The sequence below is a fragment of the Alteromonas sp. W364 genome, assembly GCF_031846205.1.
Lineage (GTDB): Bacteria > Pseudomonadota > Gammaproteobacteria > Enterobacterales > Alteromonadaceae > Glaciecola > Glaciecola blandensis.
This window is the reverse complement of record NZ_JAVRID010000001.1, coordinates 430,675-457,018: the sequence shown is the minus strand read 5'-3', so window position 1 is coordinate 457,018 and position 26,344 is coordinate 430,675. Positions and strand designations below refer to the sequence as shown.

General features: G+C 41.4%; 24 protein-coding genes. 6 read left to right on the top strand and 18 right to left on the bottom strand.

Annotated features, from left to right (window positions below):
* Positions 1–137: 137 nt before the first annotated feature.
* Positions 138–2,258, top strand: a complete 2,121-nt coding sequence (locus RM556_RS02035; RefSeq protein ID WP_311360284.1) for an SDR family NAD(P)-dependent oxidoreductase — start codon at positions 138–140, stop codon at positions 2,256–2,258.
* Positions 2,259–2,344: 86 nt separating this feature from the next.
* Here the strand turns inward: RM556_RS02035 and RM556_RS02030 are convergent, their stop codons facing one another.
* The 17 genes from RM556_RS02030 to RM556_RS01950 all read right to left on the bottom strand — a co-directional run bounded on the left by RM556_RS02030 (position 2,345) and on the right by RM556_RS01950 (position 18,355).
* Positions 2,345–2,707, bottom strand: a complete 363-nt coding sequence (locus RM556_RS02030) for a cation transporter (RefSeq protein ID WP_214449582.1) — start codon at positions 2,705–2,707, stop codon at positions 2,345–2,347.
* Between the two features lie 232 nt (positions 2,708–2,939).
* Positions 2,940–3,587, bottom strand: coding sequence for an isoprenylcysteine carboxylmethyltransferase family protein (locus RM556_RS02025; RefSeq protein ID WP_311360282.1), 648 nt, complete (start codon positions 3,585–3,587; stop codon positions 2,940–2,942).
* Between the two features lie 43 nt (positions 3,588–3,630).
* Complete coding sequence (locus tag RM556_RS02020; protein ID WP_311360281.1) at positions 3,631–3,891, bottom strand: DUF5676 family membrane protein; 261 nt, start codon at positions 3,889–3,891, stop codon at positions 3,631–3,633.
* The gene (locus RM556_RS02015) at positions 3,888–4,175 is read right to left on the bottom strand and encodes a YHS domain-containing protein (RefSeq protein ID WP_311373713.1); all 288 of its coding nucleotides are present in this window, start codon (positions 4,173–4,175) and stop codon (positions 3,888–3,890) included. Before RM556_RS02015 ends, RM556_RS02020 begins: the two co-directional genes overlap by 4 nt.
* A gap of 84 nt (positions 4,176–4,259) precedes the next feature.
* Positions 4,260–4,613: a cupredoxin domain-containing protein gene (locus RM556_RS02010; RefSeq protein WP_311360279.1), complete on the bottom strand. Its 354-nt coding sequence runs from the start codon at positions 4,611–4,613 to the stop codon at positions 4,260–4,262.
* 12 nt (positions 4,614–4,625) lie between these two features.
* Positions 4,626–6,839 (bottom strand): heavy metal translocating P-type ATPase, encoded by a 2,214-nt coding sequence (locus tag RM556_RS02005; RefSeq protein WP_250883952.1) that lies wholly within the window; start codon positions 6,837–6,839, stop codon positions 4,626–4,628.
* Between the two features lie 175 nt (positions 6,840–7,014).
* Positions 7,015–7,446 (bottom strand): MerR family transcriptional regulator, encoded by a 432-nt coding sequence (locus tag RM556_RS02000; protein WP_311360716.1) that lies wholly within the window; start codon positions 7,444–7,446, stop codon positions 7,015–7,017.
* Between the two features lie 95 nt (positions 7,447–7,541).
* Positions 7,542–8,765 (bottom strand): hypothetical protein, encoded by a 1,224-nt coding sequence (locus tag RM556_RS01995; protein WP_311373712.1) that lies wholly within the window; start codon positions 8,763–8,765, stop codon positions 7,542–7,544.
* 34 nt (positions 8,766–8,799) lie between these two features.
* Complete coding sequence (locus RM556_RS01990) at positions 8,800–9,153, bottom strand: hypothetical protein (protein WP_214449588.1); 354 nt, start codon at positions 9,151–9,153, stop codon at positions 8,800–8,802.
* A 212-nt stretch (positions 9,154–9,365) separates the two neighbouring features.
* A complete protein-coding gene (locus RM556_RS01985; protein ID WP_311360277.1) occupies positions 9,366–9,851 on the bottom strand; it encodes a nuclear transport factor 2 family protein in 486 nt (161 codons plus the stop codon).
* 40 nt (positions 9,852–9,891) lie between these two features.
* Positions 9,892–10,827, bottom strand: a complete 936-nt coding sequence (locus RM556_RS01980; protein WP_311360276.1) for a CopD family protein — start codon at positions 10,825–10,827, stop codon at positions 9,892–9,894.
* 12 nt (positions 10,828–10,839) lie between these two features.
* Positions 10,840–11,244 carry a copper resistance protein CopC gene (locus RM556_RS01975; protein ID WP_311360275.1) on the bottom strand — a complete coding sequence of 135 codons (405 nt, stop codon included), beginning with the start codon at positions 11,242–11,244 and terminating at the stop codon, positions 10,840–10,842.
* A 30-nt stretch (positions 11,245–11,274) separates the two neighbouring features.
* Positions 11,275–14,412, bottom strand: coding sequence for an efflux RND transporter permease subunit (locus RM556_RS01970; protein ID WP_311360274.1), 3,138 nt, complete (start codon positions 14,410–14,412; stop codon positions 11,275–11,277).
* A complete protein-coding gene (locus RM556_RS01965; protein WP_311373711.1) occupies positions 14,412–16,010 on the bottom strand; it encodes an efflux RND transporter periplasmic adaptor subunit in 1,599 nt (532 codons plus the stop codon). Before RM556_RS01965 ends, RM556_RS01970 begins: the two co-directional genes overlap by 1 nt.
* A complete protein-coding gene (locus RM556_RS01960) occupies positions 16,007–17,365 on the bottom strand; it encodes a TolC family protein (RefSeq protein WP_311360272.1) in 1,359 nt (452 codons plus the stop codon). The genes RM556_RS01965 and RM556_RS01960 overlap by 4 nt, the downstream gene beginning before the upstream one ends.
* The gene (locus RM556_RS01955; protein WP_311373710.1) at positions 17,365–17,889 is read right to left on the bottom strand and encodes a DUF411 domain-containing protein; all 525 of its coding nucleotides are present in this window, start codon (positions 17,887–17,889) and stop codon (positions 17,365–17,367) included. The genes RM556_RS01960 and RM556_RS01955 overlap by 1 nt, the downstream gene beginning before the upstream one ends.
* A 106-nt stretch (positions 17,890–17,995) precedes the next feature.
* Positions 17,996–18,355, bottom strand: coding sequence for a hypothetical protein (locus RM556_RS01950; RefSeq protein WP_311360270.1), 360 nt, complete (start codon positions 18,353–18,355; stop codon positions 17,996–17,998).
* A gap of 264 nt (positions 18,356–18,619) precedes the next feature.
* Here RM556_RS01950 and RM556_RS01945 point away from each other — a divergent pair, with 264 nt between their 5' ends.
* The 3 genes from RM556_RS01945 to RM556_RS01935 all read left to right on the top strand — a co-directional run bounded on the left by RM556_RS01945 (position 18,620) and on the right by RM556_RS01935 (position 22,219).
* Positions 18,620–19,300 carry a heavy metal response regulator transcription factor gene (locus RM556_RS01945; RefSeq protein ID WP_311360269.1) on the top strand — a complete coding sequence of 227 codons (681 nt, stop codon included), beginning with the start codon at positions 18,620–18,622 and terminating at the stop codon, positions 19,298–19,300.
* Complete coding sequence (locus RM556_RS01940; RefSeq protein WP_311360268.1) at positions 19,293–20,720, top strand: heavy metal sensor histidine kinase; 1,428 nt, start codon at positions 19,293–19,295, stop codon at positions 20,718–20,720. The genes RM556_RS01945 and RM556_RS01940 overlap by 8 nt, the downstream gene beginning before the upstream one ends.
* Positions 20,721–21,211: 491 nt before the next feature.
* Positions 21,212–22,219, top strand: coding sequence for a Tn3 family transposase (locus RM556_RS01935; protein ID WP_311373709.1), 1,008 nt, complete (start codon positions 21,212–21,214; stop codon positions 22,217–22,219).
* Positions 22,220–22,322: 103 nt separating this feature from the next.
* On the opposite strand, the gene RM556_RS01930 is transcribed toward RM556_RS01935, so the two are convergent.
* The gene (locus tag RM556_RS01930; RefSeq protein ID WP_311373708.1) at positions 22,323–23,471 is read right to left on the bottom strand and encodes a GGDEF domain-containing protein; all 1,149 of its coding nucleotides are present in this window, start codon (positions 23,469–23,471) and stop codon (positions 22,323–22,325) included.
* Positions 23,472–23,668: 197 nt separating this feature from the next.
* Between RM556_RS01930 and RM556_RS01925 the strand changes: the two genes are divergently transcribed.
* Both RM556_RS01925 and RM556_RS01920 read left to right on the top strand, forming a co-directional pair.
* The gene (locus RM556_RS01925; protein ID WP_311360265.1) at positions 23,669–24,616 is read left to right on the top strand and encodes an alpha/beta hydrolase; all 948 of its coding nucleotides are present in this window, start codon (positions 23,669–23,671) and stop codon (positions 24,614–24,616) included.
* Between the two features lie 27 nt (positions 24,617–24,643).
* Positions 24,644–26,215, top strand: coding sequence for a cation:proton antiporter family protein (locus tag RM556_RS01920; RefSeq protein WP_311373707.1), 1,572 nt, complete (start codon positions 24,644–24,646; stop codon positions 26,213–26,215).
* Positions 26,216–26,344: the final 129 nt, after the last annotated feature.

Below are 26,344 nucleotides of genomic sequence, written 5' to 3'. Positions count from 1 at the left end.
TTAAACCAGTTACTTATTTCAATCAACATTAAGTTTACTTATGCTTTTTACCCTAAATCTAGCAAATATCTTTTTTTCTTTGACGAAGAAATGAGCTGATATATTTCGTGTAGAAAATAGGTAGTCAGGGCAAAATAATGAAAAAAATCGCAGTGATCACTGGTGCAGGGTCTGGAATTGGTTTGGCGTTAACTAATGAATTGCTATTTGAATACTCACAATTATTGGTCATCGCATTTTGCAGAAACAAAGACAATCTACTACCCCTTAAAAACAGGTATAAAGACAGGTTGCTCATTAGACAAGTCGACTTTAATCACAATGCAGCATTTGCTTCTGTTAAGCGTTTTCTTGAAAACTATCAGCAAGTCGATTATTTGGTGCATTGCGCTGGATTAGTTTCACCCATTGTTAAACTATCTTCATTAAATTTAGATGATTGGCGAAAAAATCATAAGGTCAACCTTGAAATGCCCTTGCTAATTACTCAATTGTGTATTATTAAATTTAATCGTAGCCGAGTACTTTTTTTAACAAGCGACCACCCTATCACTCCAGTGACTGGGGCATCCGCATATTGCATTAGTAAAGCTGGCATCAATACGCTAACAGACTGCTTCCGACAAGAAGTCACTGCAAATATCGCAGTATTTACAAGCGTTGCTCCTGGAAACGTAGATACTCCCATGCAGGCTGAAATACGCCAAGCATCAAGTGATGTGTTACCTTTATCGGACGTTTTGCGCGAAATGCACGGTGAAAATAAGCTTCTCACAACTGCACTCGTGGCTAAATATTTAAAAGAACTGTTAATGTCCGTCAGCCGAACATCATTTGGAACAAGATCATGGAATTTGTTGAAAGACATCAATGAACCATATCATTTCACTCACATAAGTGAAACTAGAGAGCCTATAGTGCAAACTGACAGCGCACTTTTGTTACAACGAAAAATGAGTGGCGAAGTCAGTACCTTCGGCAGTGTGCAATATGAAAAACGCAGGCAAGTTTTCAATAAGGCTGTTTCTAAATACCCAATTATGATTGTTACACCGAAGTCAGTACATGACATTATAGAAGTGATCAAATTTGCTAATAAAGTTTCTTTGCCTATATCAATAAAGGGTGGCGGACACGGAATAAAAGGAGCCGCTATAGTCGATGGTGGCGTCGTTCTTGACATGGCAAACTTCCAAGATATATCACTCAGCGCCGATGGGCGGCATGTGAGTGTTGGTGCGGGTGTTAAGAATAAACATTTAGACCACTTTTTATCTCGCATAAACAAAGTAGTACCGTTAGGTACTTGCCCTGATGTAGGTGTCATTGGTGCAACACTAGGCGGCGGAATTGGCTTCCTCTCGCGCAAGCACGGACTAAGTTGCGACAATGTCACACGATTCGATATCATCATGGCTGATGGAAAGTTATTAAAAGTGACGCCTCATAAACATCCTGATCTTTATTGGGCACTGCGTGGCTGTGGCGGCGGTCAATTTGGTGTCGTTGTCAGTATAGAATTTGCACTGCACCCTGCTCCTGAGTTTGTTGAGGGAGGAACCATAGCGTGGCCAATTAGTGAGGCGAAAAATATCTTAAAAGCCTATAGTCATGCAGTTTTAGAGGGACCAAAGTCACAGTTTTTATATGCCTATATTGCCCATTCTGTGCCTCACAAAGCTAATATTTCTATTATGGGGTTTAGTGAATCGAGGTCACATGGTTTAAAGACAGTATCTTCATGGCGGGAAGGTGCGACAGTATCAATTGACCGGAAACAGTATATCGAATGTCAATCAAACAACTACGAAAGTGGTTTGGGTTTATATTGGCAACATGGAATTATTCAGGGTGAATTAACGGATAAGTTTATTGACATACTATTAGCGTGTTATAAGGAATGCCCTGATGATTCTGGTGGTATAATGCTAGATCCTCTTTGCGGTGCGATACAAGACAAAGGTACTAATGAAACAGCATTTATTCACAGAAATGCGTCCTTCATCTGCAGCATTACCGGACTTACTAAGCAAAATCAAGGTAAGGAACTTGTAGCTGCCTGGGTACAAGATACCTACAAGCGACTCACCCCCTTCTTTAATGGTTACGCGTACCAAAACTATGATATGGGGGAAGAGTCTGCCGTAATCGAATATTTTGGTCAGCACACCGAAAAATTGATAGCAATGAAGAAACGCTATGACCCGAATCTTCGTTTTGTTGGATCACTTCAAGCACATATATCCCCAGTACTTTGAAAAGCTAACAGCACCACTACCTCTTTTTTTCAATAATGCGAAAGGCCTCTGAACGTTCAAAAATCGATAAACGAACAAGTTTATCTTTACTTCCGACTCCCTGGCGGCAGTTTGTGACAACTCCAAGGTTTGTGTTTTGCATTGTCTCGGATATTTTCATCCACAAATTGGTAGTACCCTTCTTTAAAGTTTGACCACCAATCATGCGATATATCTGCGCCATGGGTTTTAATAATATTTTCAATCCCATCGAGCTCGCAATGAGTAGCATCGTAGCCAACGTGTAGTGTCTGCTTTTTCGATTCGAAACTGACTGCGTCAACACCAAACGTCGCATCGATGTCACTAATGATGGCTACTATTTTAGCATCATCAGTATTCGTTAACTTTAAGTGACGAAGCACTAAGTTAACTTCGCTTACGCCTACTCTGTGTTCTAAATCACTCATAATTTAAACCTCCTAAGGTATTTTTATGCTAAAAATATTACTGTAAGACTAAATTCATTAGTTTGTGCCAGCCTGACTGCTTTTAAATAAGCTAATAGCACAAATAAATATACATCATGGTAGCGTCCACTGTAGATGGCTAAGCATTAAGTTCACTTCTACCACCCTACTCTTTGCTCTAAGTCATCCAAAAAATATTTTCTTCTTTATTGAGGCTACCTAAAAAAAACGGCTACATTTGGGCTTGCTTAAAAAAAGACTTCCATTGCACTATGCGCGGAATAAACATTGGCACTTGTGCTTTGTAGGCCAAATATTCCTCCTCAAATTCAGCAATCACTTTTTTCTCTTCACGTAATGACAAACGATAATAAATAAAGATAATCACTGGAAAAAGACCCACAGAAAATACAGTAGGCCAATGCACAATCCCCTCGCCAAATAGCGCAATAAACAAACCGGTGTATTGAGGATGCCTCGCTAATGCATATAAGCCATCTGTCACTAATCTATTCTCTTGTCGCGCTTTATATACTTGTCGCCAACCCTGAAAAAAAAGTCCTACACCCAAGAATAATAAAATGTATCCTAATACCATTGCTATCATCATGCCCGTCTCTCCTATCCCCAAAAGAGACGACCATAAATTTGCATTAAGCTCGGTTCTATCGAGGCCTCCAAAGCGTGCCAATAGATATATTGTCAAAGGAAAGCCATACATTTCCGCATACAAGGCGATAATAAACGCTTGCACAACTCCCGCACCAGCCCACTCGTGCCACGATGTAGGAGCCATATATTTATAAAGATACCAAGACGCCACTACTATCATAATAAGCGCTAGGATCCATACACCTGAGTGTGCTACCGGTTCGTTCATAAACTCATCTCTATATAGTAAACAACCAAGTCACGAAAAGCCGCTATTTCGCTTTGCTTCCAAAAAAATTATAAAGTGGCACCCACATTAGCGCGATAAACCAGCCATACATATAGCTTTCAAGGAGTCCCAAGAAAAAACTCTGCCAACTTATCCATTCAAACCCCGGTAATAACTTTAACCACACTTCGTACATAGCGTGCTCTGGAAAAATAAGGTCGAATACAACACATAGTGTGAAACTGATACTTATGAATAAGCTAGTTGCGTGCCCAAATGCGCTTAATGATAGTTTGTGGGTCATTTTAGCGCTCCAGTGGCGTCCGTTTTCGTCACGTATTTAACTGGGTCTACATCAAACTTATCTAGACATTCTTTTGAACAAAAGCGATATAACTCACCGTCGTGCAGTTTCCCGTAACCTTCATCTACTTCCACTACCTTGTTACACACAGGATCAATGATGGCTTTAGGTTGTTCAGATGTTTGTTCTTTGTGGTGGCCGTGGGCCACATGTGCGCCGCAACCATATCTCATCATGAGATAAAAAAGCCCCGCGAATATTACGAATGAAAAAACCCCATCCATAAAATGCCTCCTTTTAGTTTCTGTTTAATATGTATCTGCTCTGCAATGTGCTTGTATATTGAAGAACGGATACAGCATCAAAAATCAGTCTACGATCAGTTCACCCGTGTACATTTTCATCTGACAATGAAATGCATGTCGACCTGGTTGCATCGCTGGGATTGATATATCTACTTTTTTATTCAACCTCAGTGTTGCGGCAATCTCTAAATCAGGTATATGCAATGATTCAGAGCATGGTGAAGAATCAGCTCTAAAAAATGTAATCGTTGATTCTTGATTGGCGGGTACTTTGATAACTGCCGGTTGATACACCCCATCCTTCACCAATACTTCTATCACTCCATCACTCATGTCAACCGATGATGATTTGTAAAGCCAAAACCACCATATAATCAAACCGATAACTCCCATGCCTGCAATATTTACCCACAACATAATTTTCTCCTTTTAATGATTTTTAGCTTTAAACAGGCGTAGACGGTTTGCATTGGTAACCACGGTCAATGATGAAAAGGCCATAGCCGCACCTGCAATAACAGGATTTAATAGCAAACCAAAAAATGGAAACAATACGCCTGCGGCAATGGGCACTCCTGCGACGTTGTAGATGAAAGCCCCGAATAGGTTCTGTTTTATATTCGCTAGCGTAGCTTTGCTTACTGCGATAGCATCTGCCAAACCATGTAGCGAGCCGCGCATGAGCGTTATGTCGGCACTTTCTATTGCCACATCGGTACCAGTGCCAATTGCGAAACCAACATTGGCGTGGGCTAAGGCCGGCGCATCATTAATACCGTCGCCAGTCATACCAACAATTTCACCTTCTTCTTGCAGCTCTGCGACTTTGTTCGCTTTATCTTCTGGCATAACTTCAGCCACGAATTCCTTGATACCTACCTTTTGTGCAATCGCTTGAGCCGTTAATCGATTATCTCCAGTGAGCATGACAATACGAATGCCATTTTTCTGAAGTCGCGCAATCGCAGCAATGGAATCGCTCTTTATTGGATCGGCAACCGATATGATCGCGGCCAAAGTATTGTTTATGGCAAAGTACATTGGTGTTTTGGCTTCTTGTGCAAACTCTTGCGCTTTTTCTATATATTGCTCAATGACAATACCTTTATCTTTCATCAGCTTTTCATTGCCAAATAATAGGGCTTTCCCTTCACATGATGCCTGCACACCTTTACCTGCAATTGAACGAAAGCCATCTACTTTCTTGGTATCAATTCCTTGCGCTTTGGCACTGTCGACAATCGCCATCGCCAAAGGGTGTTCAGAGCCAGCCTCAAGACTCGCGGCTAGCATCAAGACTTCTTTACGCGAGTAATTTTTTGTTAGTAACACGTCGGTAACCTTTGGCTCTCCCTCTGTGATGGTACCCGTTTTATCTAAAATCATCGTCGTGATCTTCGAGGCTGTTTGCAGCGCCTCGCCATTTCTAATTAATACACCGGCTTCGGCAGCTTTTCCCACGCCTACCATTACCGACATTGGCGTCGCTAGACCCAGAGCACAAGGACAAGCGATTATCAAAACCGTAGTCGCCGATACGATGGCAAAAACCAGAGCCGGTGATGGACCGAAATTCAGCCACGCCAGTGCACTAAGCACCGCAATAATCATAATAACGGGAACAAAATAGGCAGAAATAGCATCCGCTAAACGACCTATCGGGGGTTTAGAGTTTTGTGCTTTTTTTACCATATTGATAATTTGCGCTAAGGCAGTGTCTTTGCCTACACGAGTGGCTTGAAATACGATTGAACCTGATTTATTAATGGTGCCCGCTACAACCTTATCCCCTGCTTGTTTTTCTACAGGCATAGGCTCACCAGTTAACATAGACTCATCTATTGCAGTGTGACCTTCGACCACTTCGCCGTCGACAGAAATTTTTTCGCCTGGTCTAACCCGGATAAAATCTTTTAGCATTACATTTTCTATCGGTATATCGACATCATTTCCTCCTCGAACGACACGCGCTGTTTTGGCTTGAAGACCAATCAACCGTTTAATTGCCTCAGATGTTTTGCCTCTCGCCTTTATTTCTAGCGCTAAGCCAAGGTTGATTAACCCTATTATCATTGCAGTTGCTTCAAAGTAAACATGACGCGCCATTGTTGGCAATAACTCCGGAACGGCCACTACCACCATAGAATATAGCCACGCTGTGCCGGTACCTAAAGCGATGAGAGTATCCATATTCGCTGAATGATTCTTTAGCGAGTTGTAAGCCCCCACATAAAAGTGTTTACCAGAAAAATACATGACGGCTAACGTTGCCAGACCAATAGTAAACCAAACTAGGCGTTCACTATTTGTGTTGACCGTCATTTCTCCTATTACCAGCCCATAGATCATAAGCGGTACACCTAATAAAAGCGCGATTGTCATATCTCGCATGAGCTTTTTGTAATAGGCCCAATCAGCCTTATCCTTTTCATCAAGGGCTTCTTGCTCTGAGTCGCTGGTATCCACTTTTGCTCGATAACCCGCTATTTCAATCGCCGTAATAAGCGCAGCGCCCTGTACACTTCCTGTAACACTGACCGTTCGTTGTGCAAAATTCATTTCTGCTTTTGTCACGCCATTAACCGCGCGCAACGCCTTTTCAATTTTACTAACACAACTGGCGCAACTCGCTCCTTCAATCATTAGATGATGTATGGTTGTCTCTTGAGCTGTATAGATGTCGCTTGACGAATGTATGTTTTTATTTATTTTTGGCTCATTGGGTGTATTGTTTCGATTATGACAACATGACTTCGTGACTTCGTTTTCTCTATTTATTTGTTCATCACTCATAGCGTTTCCCCATTAATAAAAGTCATTATTGTGCCTGTTCGTTATCAATATTTGATAAATCGACATCTTCAATTAAATGGCAAATCACGTTATCACATGGCTCTTTGTCTGGTTTTTGATCCCATGTATCTACAGCGTTGCGCATTTTGTCTCGTAACTTAGCCATTTCAATAAACCGTTGTTCAGTTTCTGCCAGTCTTTTCTCAATCAACACCCTGACTGTTGGGCACGGCGTTTTGCCTTTATCGGATTCGGAAAATATCTGTTTGATATCCTCGATAGAAAAACCTAAATCGCGAGCACTCAGTATGAATCTAAGACGATTTTGTTGCTCTAGAGGATAAAACCTGTAGCCATTTTCACTTGACCTAGATGGTCGTAACAAATTTATTCGGGTGTAATACCTAATCGTATCCTTGTTAATCCCAAATGCGTCTGCTAACTGCTTTACTTGCATACTCATTATTCAAATACTCCGGTTGACAATAAACCTGTTCCTCACTCGCTAAAAAAAGCATAGGCCTGTGAGTCGCTCACAGGTCAAGTGATATTTTAGCTATGAGGTGCCGGCATAGACCAAACAATGACCAACACCAATAGCACAGACAATATAATTGTCCCCGCTAACGTTAACCAATCACGCCGTGTTTTATGCTTTCGTCCTGACAACAGACAGGTCGCAAGCACCGTTTGCGATAAGTAATAGAGCGCAAAGCCTTTGCTTGCTAAGTTTATGATCTCAAACACATTGCTGGTCCAAACAAGTACAATAGCGATGCCAATGATTAACATGTAATAGACATTTGTTGAAAGACGCGCTTTTATCAGCTCTCTAAGTAAGCCACCGCCGCCGATTGTGTCTGCTAAAGCGGCACTAATTTGACTAGTGGTTGCTGCAATAAGAAGTAAAAACGGTAGGATCCATATCGCTTGGCCAAGCGTCTGGCTAATGGTTGTTTCACTTAATTCAACGATGGGGTATACATTGAATAAGGGGCAAGTTAATCCAATAAACACTAGGTAAATGACGGTCGCAATGCCTTGAGCATATTTTACTGCCATTATGCGCTGGTAAGCCGAATATTCAGCGCCCATAAATCTTGCCGTTTCAAAACCTTGAGTGACCATCAACATACCCGCCAAGATACTTAAGGTTTCAACAAGACCGATAGCATTGAGCGCTTCATGCTGAAACCATGTCGCGCCACTTGACATGTCAAATGTCAGCAATGCAACAAGTACTCCCACTATAATCGCTAACTTGATTGTGACCGCATAGAGCTCTATTACTTCAAGCCCTTTAGCTCCTCTTAGCCACGCAATAAACATTATAAATAGTAAGGCTAGACTGGTGGCTACCTTTATCACGGTATCATCAGTAACGCTTATTCTTTCAAACACAAATGATGCGAATAGACTAATATAAAAGGCGACTGAAATAGCATACGCCGCCCCTAAAAACCACTGTCCAATATATTCTAATTTAGCAATGCCTCCATTAGGATAGTCTTCCAAATGCGGCTCAGCGTGAGCGATGTTAAACCGAATGACACCACCTAAACAATATGCAAGAGCAGATAACAACACGATCCCCAGTAATGCCCACTTCCCCATAACAGAATGAAGCAGCGGTGCAACAATTAAAAAGCCACTGCCAATGATGGAGGCAAGAGGTGTCACAGTTGCTCGCCACTGTGGCGACAACCTGACGCGGTCGTTAAATAAGCCCCAACCAACAATCAACGTCGATATGATCGCAACACTGTTTAAGAGCATGCCGTTTTCCACTAGATATACTGCCTCTGCGTGCTTATTTAGCGTTGAACTCTACAATGTCATTTGGCATGACTTGACCGCTCACAATCGTTGCATTGGCAAAATGTTCATCCTTCGTATTCCCCAAACGCACTTTACCCACATATTCTCTGGAATAGCCTGATTCACCTTCGGTGATCACATTGTCATCGTATACCGCTCGGTACACGTCATATACTTTGTTTTGCTCTAGATTGCTGGTATCTGCGACACACACAACAAGTTCGCTTCCTTTGGCTGTGACGACTTGTCCACTCATGATGTAATCGTGATACAACTGGCTAGCACACCCGCCTAGCAAAAATAAAGATACGGTTAATACCGTGAGTAGCTTAGTGATGTTTTTCATAGTTTTTTCCTTGTTAATATACTGACAAATAACGTTGCGATTGAATTGTGAACAGGCTCACAACCCATATGGTAAGCTTACTTTTTAGCTGATATCTCAACATGATCTACATCAATAAAAATCGGCTATTGCATTACCGTTTGATTACAATTATGTAATAGAAACAATGCTATATAAATTTAATTGCGTTAAAAAGGGAGTGTAATGCACGCTTAATTAGACCAATGAATGTGTGAAATTTTCCATTGACTATCTCGTTTAATAAGCGTGATAGTTTCATTACTTGCTCTATCAATGCTTTTTCCCTTATATGTGCCAGTCAATTGGCTTCTTGAAAAAGAGGTTGCTATGCCATCGTACTCATGAACATGGTGTTCAATTAGGTCAATTTGCATGGCTTGTAAGTATTTAATGTCTGACAACATATGATGGCTTGCATATTCTTTCGCGCTTCGTTCAACACCTTGCCCTTCAAAAATCAGAACGTTATCAACGAGCAGGTTTCGAGCAGTCTCAACATCACCGGTTTCAAGTGCTTTGTGAAAGGCAAGTACAGTTTTTGCAGCTGTTGTTTCAGTCCCAGTAAACATAGATGCTATAGCTTCATTATGAGTATCACCGTCATGCGAAAAAGCGAACGGACTCATAGCAACAATGGCGACAAATGCCAAAAGGCCCTGATGAATTGTGTTTTTCATTTTTGTTTCCTCTTCGATAGATGTTGTTTAATTAAACAAGTTAACTCGCTAGCATTGGCGGGCCCATCGCTGTTGTGACCACGCTAGTAACGAGTAAAATTAAAAAACCCACAAACGTTTCAATCATGATGGAACGTCGTAATGCGACGGCGCCATCTTCTCGACTCAATATGCGTGGCACCAATACGAACTTATGAGCCACGGCAAACAGGAGAAGCAATAAGACCAAGGCTATTTTGAGTATAAAAACTTGTCCATAGCGGCTTGAATACAGGCTTTCTAATGTAGGCACAAACTGAATGAGCATAGATACAGCGGCAGCCACTAAAATAGCGACGCCCCAAACTGCAAATCGACCAAAACGTTCCATAACAACATGCAATGCTTCCCCCTCAAATATGTAGGTCGCGCGCACTAATGGTATTAGCGCACCTAACCATGCAAACGACATAGCTACATGCAGAGTGATAAGCGAGACGCTGCCAAATATGAGTGTATTAGTGTGTCCAGATAACGTAAATGAGGTGCTCAAGCCAATAATGACGAGCAATGTTAGTGTGCCAAATATCCATTGGTTTAACTTGCTCGTCAGAAATAATGGACGAATTAATATCAGAGTCAAAAGTGCAAAAGATAGACCGAACGCGATTGCTCTAGTCATCGTGAATGTGCCAACAGAGCTAGCCCACATCATGTTGAGCATGATGGGGTCGAACATGCCTTTTACACCATTTTCTGCAAGGTTGCCTGTTTGTACAAAAAAATCGACAACATTAGCAATGAAACCAATAATGACCAATACCATTGCGACTTTGCATATAGTCTGTCGCCAACGCATTGCAGCGTTGTCAACATTCTCAAGCGAAGCCGGCGGGATATAGAGATACACGCAAATAATGCTAAATGCTCCGCTTATCCCCAAATACACCAGAAACTTGTTGAGTACTAGCAGCCCTATCCAAATTCCTGATGTCATGGGAATTCCTATTTAATGATTACTATGGTCGCTGTGATCCATCTTTTTATGTTTCATCTCTTTCATGTTGCCAGCAGCATGGACCATAAATGAAAAGTCTCCTTTCATCTTATGACCGTCTACTCCCATAATTGTCCATGACGCTTTGTAAGAGCTAGGCATTAACTGGGGCAAGTCATAGCTAAATGTTTTACTCGCCTCCATTGAGGGGGCGAATTCAAAATCAACCTTTTCACTTTTGCTGTTCAATATAGATAAGTTAACCAAACGAACTTCGTCAGCAAATGCCACGGCAATGGTCTCTGGGCTCTTCATTAACATAGCATTATCTTTGGGTATTGAAGACGTGATCCCAGTATGCGCTAACGCTGACAGACTGCTCATTGTGATAAGAAGCGTTACGATAAATTTTTTCATGTATTAATCTCTCTTTTGTAAAGTTACGGGTTAAATGTTTTTAGCTAATTGGTGTATTTGCTTTTTTTTCCACAACAGATAAATGGCGGGTAAAACAAGTAGCGTGAGTAGCACTGCACTCATCATTCCGCCTACCATTGGCGCGGCAATCCGACTCATGACCTCTGCCCCTGTTCCTGTTCCATATAAAATGGGTAGCAAACCAAGAATGATGGCTAAAGCCGTCATCATGACAGGCCTAACGCGCAGTCCTGCGCCGTGCAATATAGCTTCTGTTAACTGTGCATCGCTCGGTATTACATTTTGTTCTTTGCAGCGCGTAATTAGCGCGTTATATTCCTGGTTCAGGTAGACCAACATGATCACACCTATTTCAACTGCAACGCCAGCGAGTGCTATAAAACCGACCCCTACGGCTACCGAAAAGTTGAACCCCTCCAGATACATTAACCAAATGCTACCAACCATCGCCAAAGGCAAAGTGCCCATGATAATGGCCACTTCAGTAATGTTTCTAAAGTTGAGGTACAACAGAATGATAATAATGGCCAGCGTCAGTGGCACAACGTAGGTGAGTTTTTCTTTGGCGCGTTGCATATACTCATATTGACCAGACCACGTTATGGAGTAGCCAGCAGGCAATACTAACTGCTCACTCACGGCTTGCTGAGCTGACACCACATAACTGCCAATATCCACGCCATCAATATCCACAAACACCCAGCCATTTAGGCGTGCATTTTCACTTTTTATGCCGGGAGGGCCATCCTCTATGTACACATCTGCTACATCTGCAAGCGCAATACGCTTTCCTTGCGGTGTCACAATCGGCAATAAAGATAGTGCTTGTGGGGATGAGCGATATGATTGAGGATAGCGCACGTTGACCGGATATCTCTCAAGCCCTTCAACACTTTGCGTGACATTCATACCGCCAATGGCACTGGATACAACTGACTGAATATCTGCAATGTTAAGGCCATAGCGCGCAGCTTTATCGCGCTGTATGTCAACCTTTACATAGCGCCCGCCTGCCACTCGTTCCGAATAAACAGAGGCTGTCCCTTTGACTTCAGAAAGAATTGTTTCGATTTGCTGGCCAATGGCTTGTATTTCGCCAAGCTCCGGCCCTCCAATCTTTATACCTACCGGTGTTTTGATTCCGGTGGCCAACATATCAATCCTAGTTTTAATAGGCATTACCCAAGCATTTGTGAGCCCTGGAAAGTCAATTAGGTTATCAAGTTCTTTTATCAAATCTTCAGTAGTTAGCCCCTTACGCCATTCATCGTGGGGCTTTAATTGTATGAACGTTTCAATCATCGTCAAGGGCGCGGGATCGGTGGCAGTTTCCGCACGTCCCACTTTACCGAACACCGTTTCTACTTCGGGCACGGTATAAATAAGCTTATTAGTTTGTTGCAGCAACTCCCTTGCTTTACCGATGGATATGCCAGCATATGTGGTGGGCATATACATTAAATCACCTTCGTCAAGCGGCGGAATAAATTCGCTGCCAATTTTATTGACCGGCCAAAAACCAATGACTAGCACAACCAATGCGCCAACAAGCGTCAGCTTTGGAAAACGCAGCACGGTTTTTAACGATGGAATGTACAGCCAAGACAAGCCCTTGTTGACAGGGTTCTTATGCTCAGGTAGTACTTTTCCTCTTATAAAATACCCCATTAATACGGGTACTAATGTTATGGCAAGTGCAGCGGAGGCCGCCATTGCATAGGTTTTTGTGTACGCTAAAGGGGAAAACATCCGCCCTTCTTGCGCTTCTAGCGTAAACACTGGGACAAAGCTGACTGTAATAATAAGAAGGCTAAAAAATAACGCCGGGCCAACCTCCACAGCCGAGTCAACCACAATTTGCCATCGGTTTTCTTTAGTAAGTGGCGTTCGCTCCATGTGTTTGTGCATGTTTTCAATCATAACTATGGCACCGTCAATCATCGCGCCAATAGCAATGGCAATCCCCCCTAGCGACATGATGTTGGCATTGATCCCTTGAAAATACATGACGATGAACGCCACGAGAATACCAACCGGTAGACTCACAATTGCTACTAGCGATGAACGAACATGAAATAAAAAGGCGATACATACGACGGCAACCACAGCAAACTCTTCCAATAACTTGAAACCAAGATTATTGACTGCGCGTTCAATCAAAGCAGACCTATCATAAACTGTCACCACTTCAATACCGTCTGGCAAACCTTTTTTAAGTTCCTCAAGCTTAGCTTTTACCCCGTCAATGGTTTTTTGCGCGTTTTCGCCATAACGCATCACAACTATTCCACCAACAGTTTCACCTTCTCCATTTAACTCAGCAATGCCACGGCGCATTTGTGGTCCTAATTGCACGTCAGCAATATCTTTGACCAACAATGGCGTGCCATTGTTGTTTACGCCCAAGGGAATAAGCTCTATGTCTCGTTTATTTTCGATGTACCCGGTAGCACGAACCATATATTCGGCTTCAGCCATCTCAATAACCGATGCGCCAACCTCTTGATTACCGCGCTTAATGGCCATTTGAATATGAGAAAGGGGTATGCCATAGGCTCTGAGCTTCTCAGGATCCACTCTGACCTGATACTGCTTAACCATCCCGCCTATCGAAGATACTTCTGATACGCCAGAAACTGTCTGTAACTCGAATTTTAAAAACCAGTCTTGTAAACTGCGCAACTGACTAATATCGTGTTGGCCCGTTCTATCGACTAAGGCATAAAGATACACCCAACCCACACCCGTAGCGTCTGGTCCTAGTTGAGGCCTAGCATTTTCAGGTAAATTAGGAGCAACTTGGGATAAGTATTCGAGTACGCGGCTTCGTGCCCAGTACAAATCCGTATCGTCATCAAAAATGATGTAGACATAAGAGTCACCAAAAAATGAGTAACCTCTCACGGTTCTGGCACCAGGCACTGATAGCATCGCGGTAGTAAGAGGATAAGTTACCTGATCCTCAACAACTTGAGGTGCCTGTCCAGGGTAGCTTGTTTTAATAATCACTTGCACATCTGACAAATCAGGTAGTGCGTCTACTGGTGTGTTTTTTACAGCGACCAAGCCTCCACCAACAATGATTATGGTGATAAGCAATACAAAAAATCGATTGGTGACAGACCACCTAATAATGGCTGCAATCATTAGTACTGTCCTCCGTGACCTGAATGATCCATCTCTTTATCTGCATTGTCTATGCCCATCGAGTGACCAGAATGATCCATGCCCTCCATATTTTCCATATCGTCCATATCGTCCATACCTTCCATGTGCATCATGTTGCCGTCTTCATCCACAATATGGATTTCTGTAATTAAGTAATCACCTAGATCTGCCTTTGTAATTTGTAAATGCAATGACATGCCAGGCATTAACTTGCTAATGTCTAAATCTTGGTCAACAAAAAAATCCATTGTCATTTCAGGCCAACCCCATTCGTCGATTGCCGCATGATCAAGATTCACCATATTATGCTCTGCCATCACACTATTGACAGTTGCGGTAGTCCATACCATAGATGGCATAGATTCGGCCTCTTCCATTCGTTTAAAATCAGAAGAAATGCTGCTTTCAGAATCTAATAAGAATTGAGCAGAAGTGACGACAACATCATCGTCTCTCAGACCGCTTAAAATCTCCGTGTATTCATTGACGATATTACCAACCTTGACTTCGATAGATTTAAAGCGCCCCTCACCTAAAGCAATTACCACTCTGTCTTGCTTTCCAGTGCGAATAACCGCTTCAGTGGGAACCAAAAGGTTTTCATCATCCAGATCGGAATGGATGGTGACTTGTGCAAACATATTGGGTTTCAAGAAATACTCGGGATTGTCAAAACGTAATCTCGCTTTAAGCGTTCTTGTGTCTTTGTCTAATGTTGGGTAAACATAATCAACTTCACCCTGCCACACTTTTTCTGGCAAATACTCAAGCGTCATGGTGACCGCTAAGCCTTTCTCTATCTGGTTCGACTGACGTTCAAATACCTCGGCATCCACCCATACTTCATCTAACGCGCCAATAGATAATATCGTCACACCAGGTTTAACATAAAAGCCTTGTCTGATATTCAGATTATCGACAAAGCCTGTTTGAGGAGCGGTAAACGTGATGGTTTGTTGAACTTTACCGGTTTGCTTGAGTTGGTTAACCGCTTGAGCTGGCATTTGAAGCGCTTCAAGCCGAGAGGTAGCTGCCTGCAGTAGATTGACGTTATTGCGGTTTCGAGCAAGCAGAAATTCCTCCTGCGCATTCACTAACTCAGGTGAATAGAGTGCGTATAAAGGCTCACCTTTTTTAACGTATTCGCCAGCTGCTTTGACATATAATTCGTCTATCCAACCTTCAACACGTGGGTGAATATGCACAAGCGTGTCTTCATTGTATTGCACATAACCTACCGTTCTAATTGGCACATGTAAGCTTTTTCTTTGCACAGATGCCGTTCGCACACCTAGGTTATTTTCTACATTTGGATGTATTGTGACGGTGCCAGGACTCTCATCCATGCCCCCATCATCATATACCGGCACAAGATCCATTCCCATTGGTGATTTACCGGGTGCGTCTCTTCTATAGTTCGGATCCATAGGGGCGACCCAATATAAGGGGGCGTTGCTATCGGCATTGTCGGCATTTGCTGCGCTATCGCCTGAATGGGGCAAGATAAACGTATAAGTCAATGCAGTTAGCACCGCTCCAGCGATGAGTCCAATGGCCAGTGTACTTGTATTTTTCATGAGTTGTCTCCAATGCGATGAGTAACGTCTTGACCATCGCTAAAAAAATAGTTGAGTTGTGATCGCGACTTGAGTAAGTCAATATCAATGTTCAATGCGTCAATTCTGGCATTCAGATCGGCTATTCTTGCTCTTACTACTTCAGCAAAATCACCATCATCATTAGTATATGCCGTTAAAGAAGCCTCAGCTTGCTCGCTCATTTGAACCAAAATATCCGTTTGATAAAGTGTTTCGCGCTGCAAAAGCCTTAAGTGAGCAGCATATGCAGATTGCAGTTGAGATAGCAGCGATCTAATGGCTAATCTCTTTTCTGTCTTTATCGCCTCAGTTTGACTAATCGCTGCGGAGACGTCCTGATCTTGTTTGTTGCTGGTAAATAAGGGCACGTCAAATGAGATACCCACCGAGATAAAATCAGCTCGGCTACGTTCTAACTGATCGTCGGCTCTATATGCATAACTTGCGTTTACACCCCATTGTGGCTTGTATTGCTGCTTTGCTAAATCAATACCTGTTTTACTGGCTCTTATTTTTTGCTCAATCGCCAAAACATAAGGGTGCGCCACCAATAAATTGGCTAAGCTTTGCGCATCGTGACTGTTTAGCGCTTGTTCAGCATCTACATACAAAGGTTTAATTGATGGCGTTGCAGCAGGTAGAGAAACCATTTGCCTATATCGCATTTGATTAGATGTCCAAGCCGTATCATCTGATAACCATTCAAGCAATTCAGCAAGTGCTTGCTCTTTTTGGGAATGCAATTTAGTCAGTCGGTCATCAAGCCTTGTTAGCTCGAGCTGAGCGCGAACGATATCTTGTTGCCTTACTTTGCCGACCGCTGACGAGTAACTCGCTTGGGCGACGTCGCCGAGCTGTTCAAATAAAGCACGGTCTTGTTCAATAAGTGATATTGTCTGTTGAGCCCGATAAATCTCAAGCCACTTAAGAGAAACCGCCAATGTTGTTTTCGCGATTCGATCTTTGCGCATGATTGGGTGTTGCTTCGCGAGTTCTTCAAGTTGTTTGCGCTTAATATCCAAACTATCACCGCGGGGAAACATCTGCGATACGCCTGCTTTCAGTTGTGTCATTGGTTCTTGATCAAAAGCAAAACCATCTGTTGGCAGGTTCGCCAGTCCAATCGATACCACAGGATCAGGAAGCGAAGAGGCAGACACACTATTCGAGAGTAACGCGTCTTCTCGATATTGACTTCCCTTCAACCATGGATCTTGCTTAATTGCTGCTGTAATTGCTTCCTCTAGTGTTAGAATGTCAGCTTTATTTGCAAAGACGTTATGACTTAGCATCAGCATGATTAATGTTGATAAAAAAGCGATACGATATTTCATTAAAATTGCTCCTCATAACTGGCAACTTCTGCATATACCGATGAGCTTCCGTCTTCTTTTAATAGCAATATTTGGTATGGCATAAAGCGGTCGTCAACCTCCATCCCTGGCGTTCCGACTGGCATGGCGGGGACAGATAGTCCTATGCTATCTTTTGGCACGTCGGCTAAGAACTGTTTGATGTACTTTGCCGGTACATGCCCTTCAAACACATAACCATCATTTGACTCTGCCGTATGACAAGACCGATAATTTGGGGCTATCCCTCTGTCCTCTTTTATGTCCGACATAAACGTAATGTTTCTTGCACTCACATCAAAGCCATGGTCTTCGGCATGATTAATCCATTTTTGGCAGCAGTTACAGGTTCTGCTTTTGTAAACCGTTAGCTCGATGGCGGCAGGTTTGGAAATGTATTCACCTTGTTCAGTCGCCTTGTTGTTAGCGGCATCTGAACAGGCCGTTGTTAGAAGAACAGCAGCGATTAATGATGCCTTTACGGGCAATAGTATTGAAAATTTCATATATCTTTCCTCTCAAAAAAAGAAAAAGTGTGTTTAATAATTTGGATTTGGTTATTTATCTTAACGATAAGCGAATGCAGCTCGCGATATTTGTCGCGACTGCAAGTTATGATATGTAGAGAGGAGTTTTTGGAGGGCGCTGTATCGGATGGAGAAACGCTTTTTTAATTGAGGGCTCAATTGATTTAAACTGTATCGCGGTATAGTCAGGCAAACCGTTTAATCTGCTGTCTACTAGCACGGCGACGATGAGTAAGCCCATCGGGCAACAACAGTCCTTTGGACAGCAGTCTTCACTATTTTCATCCACTGCCATGTTGTCAAAATGAGAACCACTCATAGACATTTCAGACATCATATTATGTTCCTGCATACATGGCATTTCAGAAGACACAGCGAACGCCTCTACCCCTTGCGATAGTAGCAATATGATAACAACACTGATGTGAACGAAACGAGTAAGCAATCTACACCTTCAATATAGCGTAAGGACACATAATACAAACGACGACTTTTCAAATAAAAAGCGTGTTATTCAAACGACTGCAAGATAATATCAACTCAACCTGACAAGACGATTACACATAGATTACATTTCTGTCATCTGATGTTTATTCAACAAATTAGTCCTTTATACTATCGGCATGAGCCGATGTTTACGGTCAGTTGTGCATTCGCTCGATATTTTCCAAAGAGTTGCACAGAAATAGCGGATACAAATGGAGCAAGCATGAAAATACTAGTGGTAGAAGACGAAGTGAAAACCGGCGACTATATTAAACAAGGCTTGTCAGAGGCGGGGTTTGTTGTTGAGTTAGTCAGAAATGGACTTGATGGTCATCACAAAGCAATGACGGGAAACTTTGAACTCGTGATACTGGACGTGATGTTACCTGATATAGATGGTTGGAAGATAATGAGTTCATTGAGGGAGGCCGGTAACCATACGCCAGTACTGTTTTTAACCGCAAGAGACAGTGTTAAGGATAAAGTAAAGGGATTAGAATTAGGCGCGGACGACTATTTGGTCAAACCCTTTGCGTTTGCTGAACTCCTTGCAAGAGTGCGCTCTTTAGTAAGGCGCACGATAGCAGCCCCCACAAATATACTCGCAATTGCCGACTTACAGCTAGATATTCCCTCTCGTATTGCCACAAGGGCGGGCAAAACCATCAACCTAACCACTAAAGAGTTTACATTGTTAGAGCTTATGGTTAGACGACAAGGTGAAGTATTACCCCGTTCTCTCATTGCTTCACAAGTATGGGATATCAATTTCGATAGTGATACCAATGTTATTGATGTTGCTATTCGCCGGTTGCGCGCCAAAATCGATGATGACTTTCCAGTGAAACTTATCCAAACCATCCGTGGTATGGGCTACAAAATTTCAGCGGCTAATAATGAATAAGGTGTTTCGCGTCCCAAACTCACTTGCATTTCGCTCTACGATACTAGTCGGTTTTGCGGTGGTGGTATGCTTAACAATTATGCATGAGATTGTGGTGCGTTCAATAGAGCAACATTTTACTGAACAAGATGCTGGAGAACTTAACGAAGTATTTGTTGCTGTTAATAAGCAACTCGCGGAGTCAGGCTTACAAAAAACATCTCCAGCAGACACACTTGAAGATGCAGTATCAGGGCATCATGGAGTTTATTATCATGTGGAGAGCGCAATGGGAGACGTACTTTATACCAGCAAAGAAGTCGATTTTAGCTTCTACCCAGAATATGCGCGGACATATACATCTGTTAAACCAGAGCATCTGCTGCTATTTAAAGATTCTCAGCATATGTTCCGAGCGACAAAACTAAATGCAACCATTTTAATAGATAATGTCGAAACCAATTTCAGTGTAATAGTTGCGTCTAACATGGAATTCCATATGACGTATATGGATGAATTTAAGAAAACGCTGTGGTTAATTACCTTGTGTGCTGCCGTGATCACTATTTTAGCCGCTAGGTTCGCCATATATAGAGGCCATTCTCCACTGCGAAAACTAAGCCGAAAAATAGAAACAATATCAGCTGACCATCTAGACGCAAGGATCAGTTCAGAAGAGGTGCCAATGGAGCTACTCACTTTAGTTGATTCGTTCAATGTTATGCTGCAAAAACTCGAAGATGGTTTTGTTCGCTTATCTTTTTTCTCAGCCGACATAGCCCATGAACTGCGCACGCCCATTACTAATTTGACCACACAAACTCAGGTGATGTTAAGCAGACCTAGAAGTAACGAACAATATACAGAAATGCTCTACTCTAATCTTGAAGAATTCGACCGTATGACGAAAATGGTCAGCGACATGTTACTACTTGCGCAAACTGAGCATGGCTTAATAAAACCAAACAAAGAAAACATTGATGTTAATAGTGAAATTAAAGACTTGCTAGAATACTTCGAACTCCTTGCTGATGAAAAAAATATAAGCTTACAGTTAGCTGGCCCAACCGTTACAGTTAATTGTGATAGAACTATGCTTCGACAAGCGTTAAGTAACCTAATATCCAATGCAGTCAGATATTCGCCAGTTGATAACGACATTGTAATTGAAACCAAAGAAACCTCAGAACGGGTATCGATATCGGTTATTAACCAAGGTGAAACGATTTCTAAAAAACATTTAGCTAGGTTATTTGACCGATTTTACAGAGCTGACCCCTCTCGCAAAAGAGATGGGCAGGGAGCCGGACTTGGATTAACAATTGCTAAATCAGTAATTAGAATTAATGGTGGTGATATTTTGGCAACGTCTTCAGAAAACGAAATAACATTTACCATCACATTTTCAAAATCCACAAGAACTAGTCTTGCTCCGGTTTAATTGACATTCAGCTTGCAAAAGAATGCTAAACAAAATTAGTGCTGTTTAATTTAGGACTCCTTTGAAAAAGGCCAGATCGTGCGATATTAATTTGAACGTCTACAATATAATTGTCTAATAATGATGTTTGTAATTTATTGGGCGAAGTAACATTCGAAGCTGCTATTTTTTTAGTGTTTCCATTACTTTCAGTTGTCTTTATATTTTTTCATCTAAATTACCGTCTTTTTTTTCGTCTATTTTACGCTATTTGTCGAAACCAATGTTTTGACTGGTCTTACTTCTTCAGGAAAATCTCTAAAACCCCAAATTAGTAGGACAAAACTACCACTTAAACTCGAATAAATTTGAGTTTAAGTATTAAACTGAAACTTATTAATATTCTGAAAAGTTGGAGATGTTTAATCTGGCGTTCAAGATTTAAGAAGCACCTGTAAAATTAGAACCGATTCACACTTAAGGTAGATATTGAAGAATTGGTGATCCTAACTGTGGGAAGATCAACCATATATAATGAAAATGATGGCAGACTACATTCAAGTAGCGATGGTAAGAAAGTTGTGGTTAACGTGAACTCACTGCTTGCAAATGATTCATACAAATATTACGGCAAAGAACAAGGGATAAGCGTTAATAGTTTTCTTGACGAAAAGCAGTCATTTTTTCATGTCAATGTTTTAACGTCATCAGATCGCGAGGCGCCTTATGTCCTCGAAGGACTAGTTTCATCAAAACATGCATTGATGCAAGGCGATATAGAGGAGCACTTTCATAGCACCGACACGCATGGTTATACTGAAGCTGTGTTTGCGGGTTTGCATTTCATGGACGTGTCTTTTGCACCACGCATTAAGAATGTTCATCATCAGACTCTTTATGCTTATGAGTCTAAAACAACAAGCAAATACTCTGGTTCGCCATTAGCGCCAAAGAGGCAAATCAATAAGAAACTTATATTGGAAAATTGGGATGATATATTGAGGCTTATTGCGTCTATGAAGTTGAAGCGCTGCAGTGCTTCACAAATGTTAAAAATGTTAACCAGTAGTGAGCGAGACAACACACTATATCAAGCCTTTAAAGAATTCGGACGCTTGCTAAAGACCCACTTCATTTTAAACTATGTAGACGATGAAGCGCTCAGGCAAAATATTCAAAAGCAGCTTAACAGAGTAGAGTTAGGCCAAAAACTTGCTGACAAAGTACTGTTTGGAAGAAATGGTAAGTTACAAGTCGGTCTGCAGGACGAGATTCAATTGGTCATGGCCAGTAATACCTTGTTACGCAATATGATTATTCTATGGAACTACTTATTTTTGTCTGACTATTGTTTGTCTCTTGATTCACATGATGAACGTATGAATGTCATTGAATCAATATCGACTGGCTCTGTTATCGCTTGGGCGCACATTAACTTTATGGGTATTTATGAATTTAACCCAGTTGTGCGAAGCCAATTTGGGTCTACATTAAAGCAGATGAGAGACGTATCAATTTAATTTTTGCAATATAAGCCATTTTAATCAATGGCTTATATTATAATATCGTAAATTAGTGACCTAAACGGTAGTTCAGCCTAATTAGGAATTGTTGACGACCTATCTACAATTCATCCGCAAATAGGTAATTGTTTTTCTGTTGATGCTTAGTCGTGTACATTGCTTTATCTGCTTTTATGCGCAGTTCATCCTGTCTTTCACCGTCATCAGGATAGATGGCAACTCCAATACTAAGATTGATTTTTATCTCATGTTCCTTATACGGAAGTCTTGAATCAAAGGCGCTAATCAGGCGTCGACATATTTCTTCACATGCTTCTTTGGTCACTGGATAGTGCAAAATAACCAAGAACTCATCACCACCTTGGCGACATGCAATATCAGTATCTCGAATCAAATCCTTAAGGCGGTTTGCTATTTCTTTAAGAGCAAAATCTCCCGCATCATGACCTAGTGCATCATTTATTAACTTAAAGTCATCGACGTCTATATAGAGAATGGCTGCCTTAAAACTGTGTCTTTTTGCCAAGTTTAAGGTTAAGTCTAACTGTTCTTGCGCAAGCCTTGGAGATGTCAGGCCCGTAAGATGATCATGATTGGCCAAATACTCTACTTTCTCATTCTGTGTTTCAAGTAATTCAAGAGAGCTTTTCAACTTCCTATAGTAAGCATATCCGGCAGTGAGAAAAAGCGTACTGGTTATTACACCACTGAATATTGCAATAGACCAAGCGCCCATGCTGCTAGCATATATATTGGGTTCGATCACGTGTGTAATTGTACCTTGTGAGAATAGGAGCCCTAGTATCGCGGTGCCACTAGAGGAAAATATTAAATAAATAATTGACGCTTTTAGAGAGAATATGCCCGCGATAATAAATGCTGCAAAAATGAAATGTATGAATCCCCCACTTTGGAGTCCGAATGAATACAAGCCCATAGCAGCTAAAAGGGTAAGAAACGCGCTTATGTAAAGGTAGTCGACTTTATAGTTTTCTTTTGTTGGCCTGAAATACATTATTATTGTCGATGCAGTTAATAATATATGCACCGCAAACACAAGCTGAAAGCCAAGGTTAGGCCAGCGAGCAAGGGATATCGGTAAACCAATACAGCACAAAATAACGAGCGCTAACATTAGGCGGTTAGCTATCTCCGCTTTTAGTGCATTAATTTCAGAGCTTATATTCGACACAAGTTGTGGTGACCTATATTTTTTATTCACGTCATCCATCGTCTTTGGTGACTTCATATCCTGTGTAAGCCGTCTAGGGAACATGTTAACAATACTAGCCACAGTAAAAAAAAGCAAAATTCGATAGACTAATTATCCAGATTGCTAAGTAAATCAGCGATTTGTCCTATTTTTATACTAATCTTCATTCGATTTATTATGCGTAATGATAGATACTAAGGCCATATAGATTATACGAGCAAAAGACGAAATCCATGACTTTACTTGTTGTTACCCTTATCGTTTTAGTTATTGTTGTACTCTGGCTACTGCTACTAAGAGTAGATACATCTTTCATTATCGCAACTGCTATTTATGACTCAGCAAATAAATTGGAAGCAAAAATAGCTTCTTTAAAACATTATAAAGGTTATAGCAAAGCGTTTGATGTGGAGACAAATTACCTTAGCAACGTAGCAACCTTCAATAATGATCGGCCAGTTCTTGTACTGGTACACGGCTTTAGTGCTGATAAATATATTTGGAATCGACTAGCCCTGAGATTGAAGAAAGATTATCAGTTATTCATCCCAGACTTGTTGGGTCACGGGGATACTGAATACAAATCCAGTCACAATTACAGTACAAAAAACCAAGTCAAATTGCTGCTGGAGATGTTAAATGACGCTAATATTCAGCAGTTTCATATCATCGGAAATAGTATGGGGGGATTGATGGCCGCTCAACTCCTGGAGATATGTCCAGAAAGGATCCAAAAATCAATCCTAATCGATCCCGCTGGTGTAAGTTCTGACTTTTCGCTACAAATGGCAAAAACAAATCAAAACCCATTTAACCACTATAACGAAGAAGACTTCTTCTATTTTTATGACTTAGTGATGACTAAACCTCCCTACATTCCTAAATTTGTGCTTAGGGCTTTAGCTAACAAGTACATTGGTAAACGGGAACAATATGTTCATATGTTTAGGGATTTTTTTAATCCAGATGATTTTTATCAACCACATGATCATAAAATTAACTCTACGGACACCATGTTAATATGGGGAGTCAATGATAAATTGATGCCTGTAGAGGACTACGTTATTTGGCAGAATATGTTAGATTCTAAAACAACGATATATGAAGATCTTGGCCATATGCCTATGGTGGAAGATGTGCGCAGAGTCGCTCGCGATATTAAACGCTTTCTCAAAGCGTAAACATTTTTATAAAATAAGTGACCCTCAATGGAATTTCTATTTTTACTCATCGCTTTTGTTTTTGGCCTTGGATTCCGATTTATCGGTTTACCCCCTTTAATTGGCTATTTGATTGCCGGTTTTGTGCTTAATGCATGGGGTTTTGAAAACAACGCAAGTTTGCAACAAATCGCAGACCTCGGCATCACCATTATGCTGTTTACTATCGGCCTCAAGTTAAATATTAATGATTTGTTGAAACGGGAAATTTGGCTAAGCAGTATTCTACATACCACTTTGTGGATAGCTATCGTCAGTACAGCCTTTTTTTTGTTCAGCTTTTTGGGCCTTCCTTATATAAGCGACTTGTCTAATGAAACGATTGCACTCATTGGATTTGCCTTCAGTTTCAGTTCTACCGTCTGTGTTGTCAAAATATTAGAGGAAAGCGGAGAAAGTAGAACAAGACACGGTAAAGTTGCCATTGGAATCCTGGTAATGCAAGATATCTTCGCCGTGCTATTCTTGGTAGCAGCAACAGGTAAGATCCCCTCTCCTTGGGCGCTAGCTTTGTTGTTACTCATTCCATTAACTCCACTGTTTAGAAAGCTCTTAGATCAATCTGGTCACGGCGAGCTACTGCCTTTAACTGGCTTTATTTTTGCGCTCGGCGGTTATCACTTATTTGAATTTGTTGGAGTGAAAGGTGACTTGGGCGCATTGACCTTTGGGGTTTTAATGGCGGGACACGTAAAAGCAAACGAGTTAGCAAAATCCTTACTTTCATTTAAGGATTTATTCCTGATTGGATTCTTTTTAACAATTGGTCTTACCGCCCTACCCACACTTGAAATAGCGGGTATCGCTATGTTAATTACCTTGTTGCTACCGATAAAATTTATGCTATTTTTTACTTTGTTCACTCAGTTCAGGTTACGAGCGAGAACGTCGTATCTGTCAGGACTTATTATGAGTAACTATAGTGAATTTGGTCTCATTGTCGGTGCGGTTGCTGTGAGTGTGGGCATGTTGGATAAAATATGGTTGGTTATTCTAGCGCTTAGTGTGTCGTTTTCATTCGTTTTTACGAGTGCTATTTATCGAACATCGCATAACAGTTATAAAAAGCATAAAGAGTTTTTAAAGCGTTATCAAAAACCATCTCCTTTAAAGGAAGACGTTTATCCGAGTATGCAGGGTACAAGAGTATTAGTTATTGGCATGGGTCGTGTTGGTAAAGGGGCATTCACCACCCTAGCCAAATTAATGGAAAATGGCGTCACGGGGATGGATGCAGACCTTGATAAAGTCAGCGCGTTAAAAGAGTTAGATTACAATGCAATACTTGGCGATGGAGAAAACATCGATCTTTGGGAAAACGTAAACATTTCAAAAGTTGAATTAGTCTTGCTGGCCCTACCATCCATTCAGGATTCGTCAAACATAACGCATCAGCTTCGTTCAGCCGGTTTTAAAGGTAAGATAGCTGCCATCGCTAGGTATGAGGATGAGGTAGCTCCGTTGATGGATGTTGGCGTAGATAAAGTATTTAACTTCTTTACTGAAGCCGGTCTTGGTTTTGCAGAAGAAAGTTTTGAATTGCTGGAGTCTACACCCTAGGCTTAACTTTTTATCAATTGCTAAGCTAAGACTTAATGAAAATCATTATCTTTTGTATGGGCATGAAATATAAAGAGTTTTTCCTTATTTGATTTGATCTGCATCAATCTTCAGGTATACTTTGGCGTA

Coding starts and splice junctions, on each gene's coding strand:
- RM556_RS02035 (WP_311360284.1), top strand. CDS start 138: ATGAAAAAAATCGCAGTGATCACTGGTGCAGGGTCTGGAATTGGTTTG.
- RM556_RS02030 (WP_214449582.1), bottom strand. CDS start 2,707: ATGAGTGATTTAGAACACAGAGTAGGCGTAAGCGAAGTTAACTTAGTG.
- RM556_RS02025 (WP_311360282.1), bottom strand. CDS start 3,587: ATGAACGAACCGGTAGCACACTCAGGTGTATGGATCCTAGCGCTTATT.
- RM556_RS02020 (WP_311360281.1), bottom strand. CDS start 3,891: ATGACCCACAAACTATCATTAAGCGCATTTGGGCACGCAACTAGCTTA.
- RM556_RS02015 (WP_311373713.1), bottom strand. CDS start 4,175: ATGGATGGGGTTTTTTCATTCGTAATATTCGCGGGGCTTTTTTATCTC.
- RM556_RS02010 (WP_311360279.1), bottom strand. CDS start 4,613: ATGTTGTGGGTAAATATTGCAGGCATGGGAGTTATCGGTTTGATTATA.
- RM556_RS02005 (WP_250883952.1), bottom strand. CDS start 6,839: ATGATTGAAGGAGCGAGTTGCGCCAGTTGTGTTAGTAAAATTGAAAAG.
- RM556_RS02000 (WP_311360716.1), bottom strand. CDS start 7,446: ATGCAAGTAAAGCAGTTAGCAGACGCATTTGGGATTAACAAGGATACG.
- RM556_RS01995 (WP_311373712.1), bottom strand. CDS start 8,765: ATGCTCTTAAACAGTGTTGCGATCATATCGACGTTGATTGTTGGTTGG.
- RM556_RS01990 (WP_214449588.1), bottom strand. CDS start 9,153: ATGAAAAACATCACTAAGCTACTCACGGTATTAACCGTATCTTTATTT.
- RM556_RS01985 (WP_311360277.1), bottom strand. CDS start 9,851: ATGAAAAACACAATTCATCAGGGCCTTTTGGCATTTGTCGCCATTGTT.
- RM556_RS01980 (WP_311360276.1), bottom strand. CDS start 10,827: ATGACATCAGGAATTTGGATAGGGCTGCTAGTACTCAACAAGTTTCTG.
- RM556_RS01975 (WP_311360275.1), bottom strand. CDS start 11,244: ATGAAAAAATTTATCGTAACGCTTCTTATCACAATGAGCAGTCTGTCA.
- RM556_RS01970 (WP_311360274.1), bottom strand. CDS start 14,412: ATGATTGCAGCCATTATTAGGTGGTCTGTCACCAATCGATTTTTTGTA.
- RM556_RS01965 (WP_311373711.1), bottom strand. CDS start 16,010: ATGAAAAATACAAGTACACTGGCCATTGGACTCATCGCTGGAGCGGTG.
- RM556_RS01960 (WP_311360272.1), bottom strand. CDS start 17,365: ATGAAATATCGTATCGCTTTTTTATCAACATTAATCATGCTGATGCTA.
- RM556_RS01955 (WP_311373710.1), bottom strand. CDS start 17,889: ATGAAATTTTCAATACTATTGCCCGTAAAGGCATCATTAATCGCTGCT.
- RM556_RS01945 (WP_311360269.1), top strand. CDS start 18,620: ATGAAAATACTAGTGGTAGAAGACGAAGTGAAAACCGGCGACTATATT.
- RM556_RS01940 (WP_311360268.1), top strand. CDS start 19,293: ATGAATAAGGTGTTTCGCGTCCCAAACTCACTTGCATTTCGCTCTACG.
- RM556_RS01930 (WP_311373708.1), bottom strand. CDS start 23,471: ATGAAGTCACCAAAGACGATGGATGACGTGAATAAAAAATATAGGTCA.
- RM556_RS01925 (WP_311360265.1), top strand. CDS start 23,669: ATGACTTTACTTGTTGTTACCCTTATCGTTTTAGTTATTGTTGTACTC.
- RM556_RS01920 (WP_311373707.1), top strand. CDS start 24,644: ATGGAATTTCTATTTTTACTCATCGCTTTTGTTTTTGGCCTTGGATTC.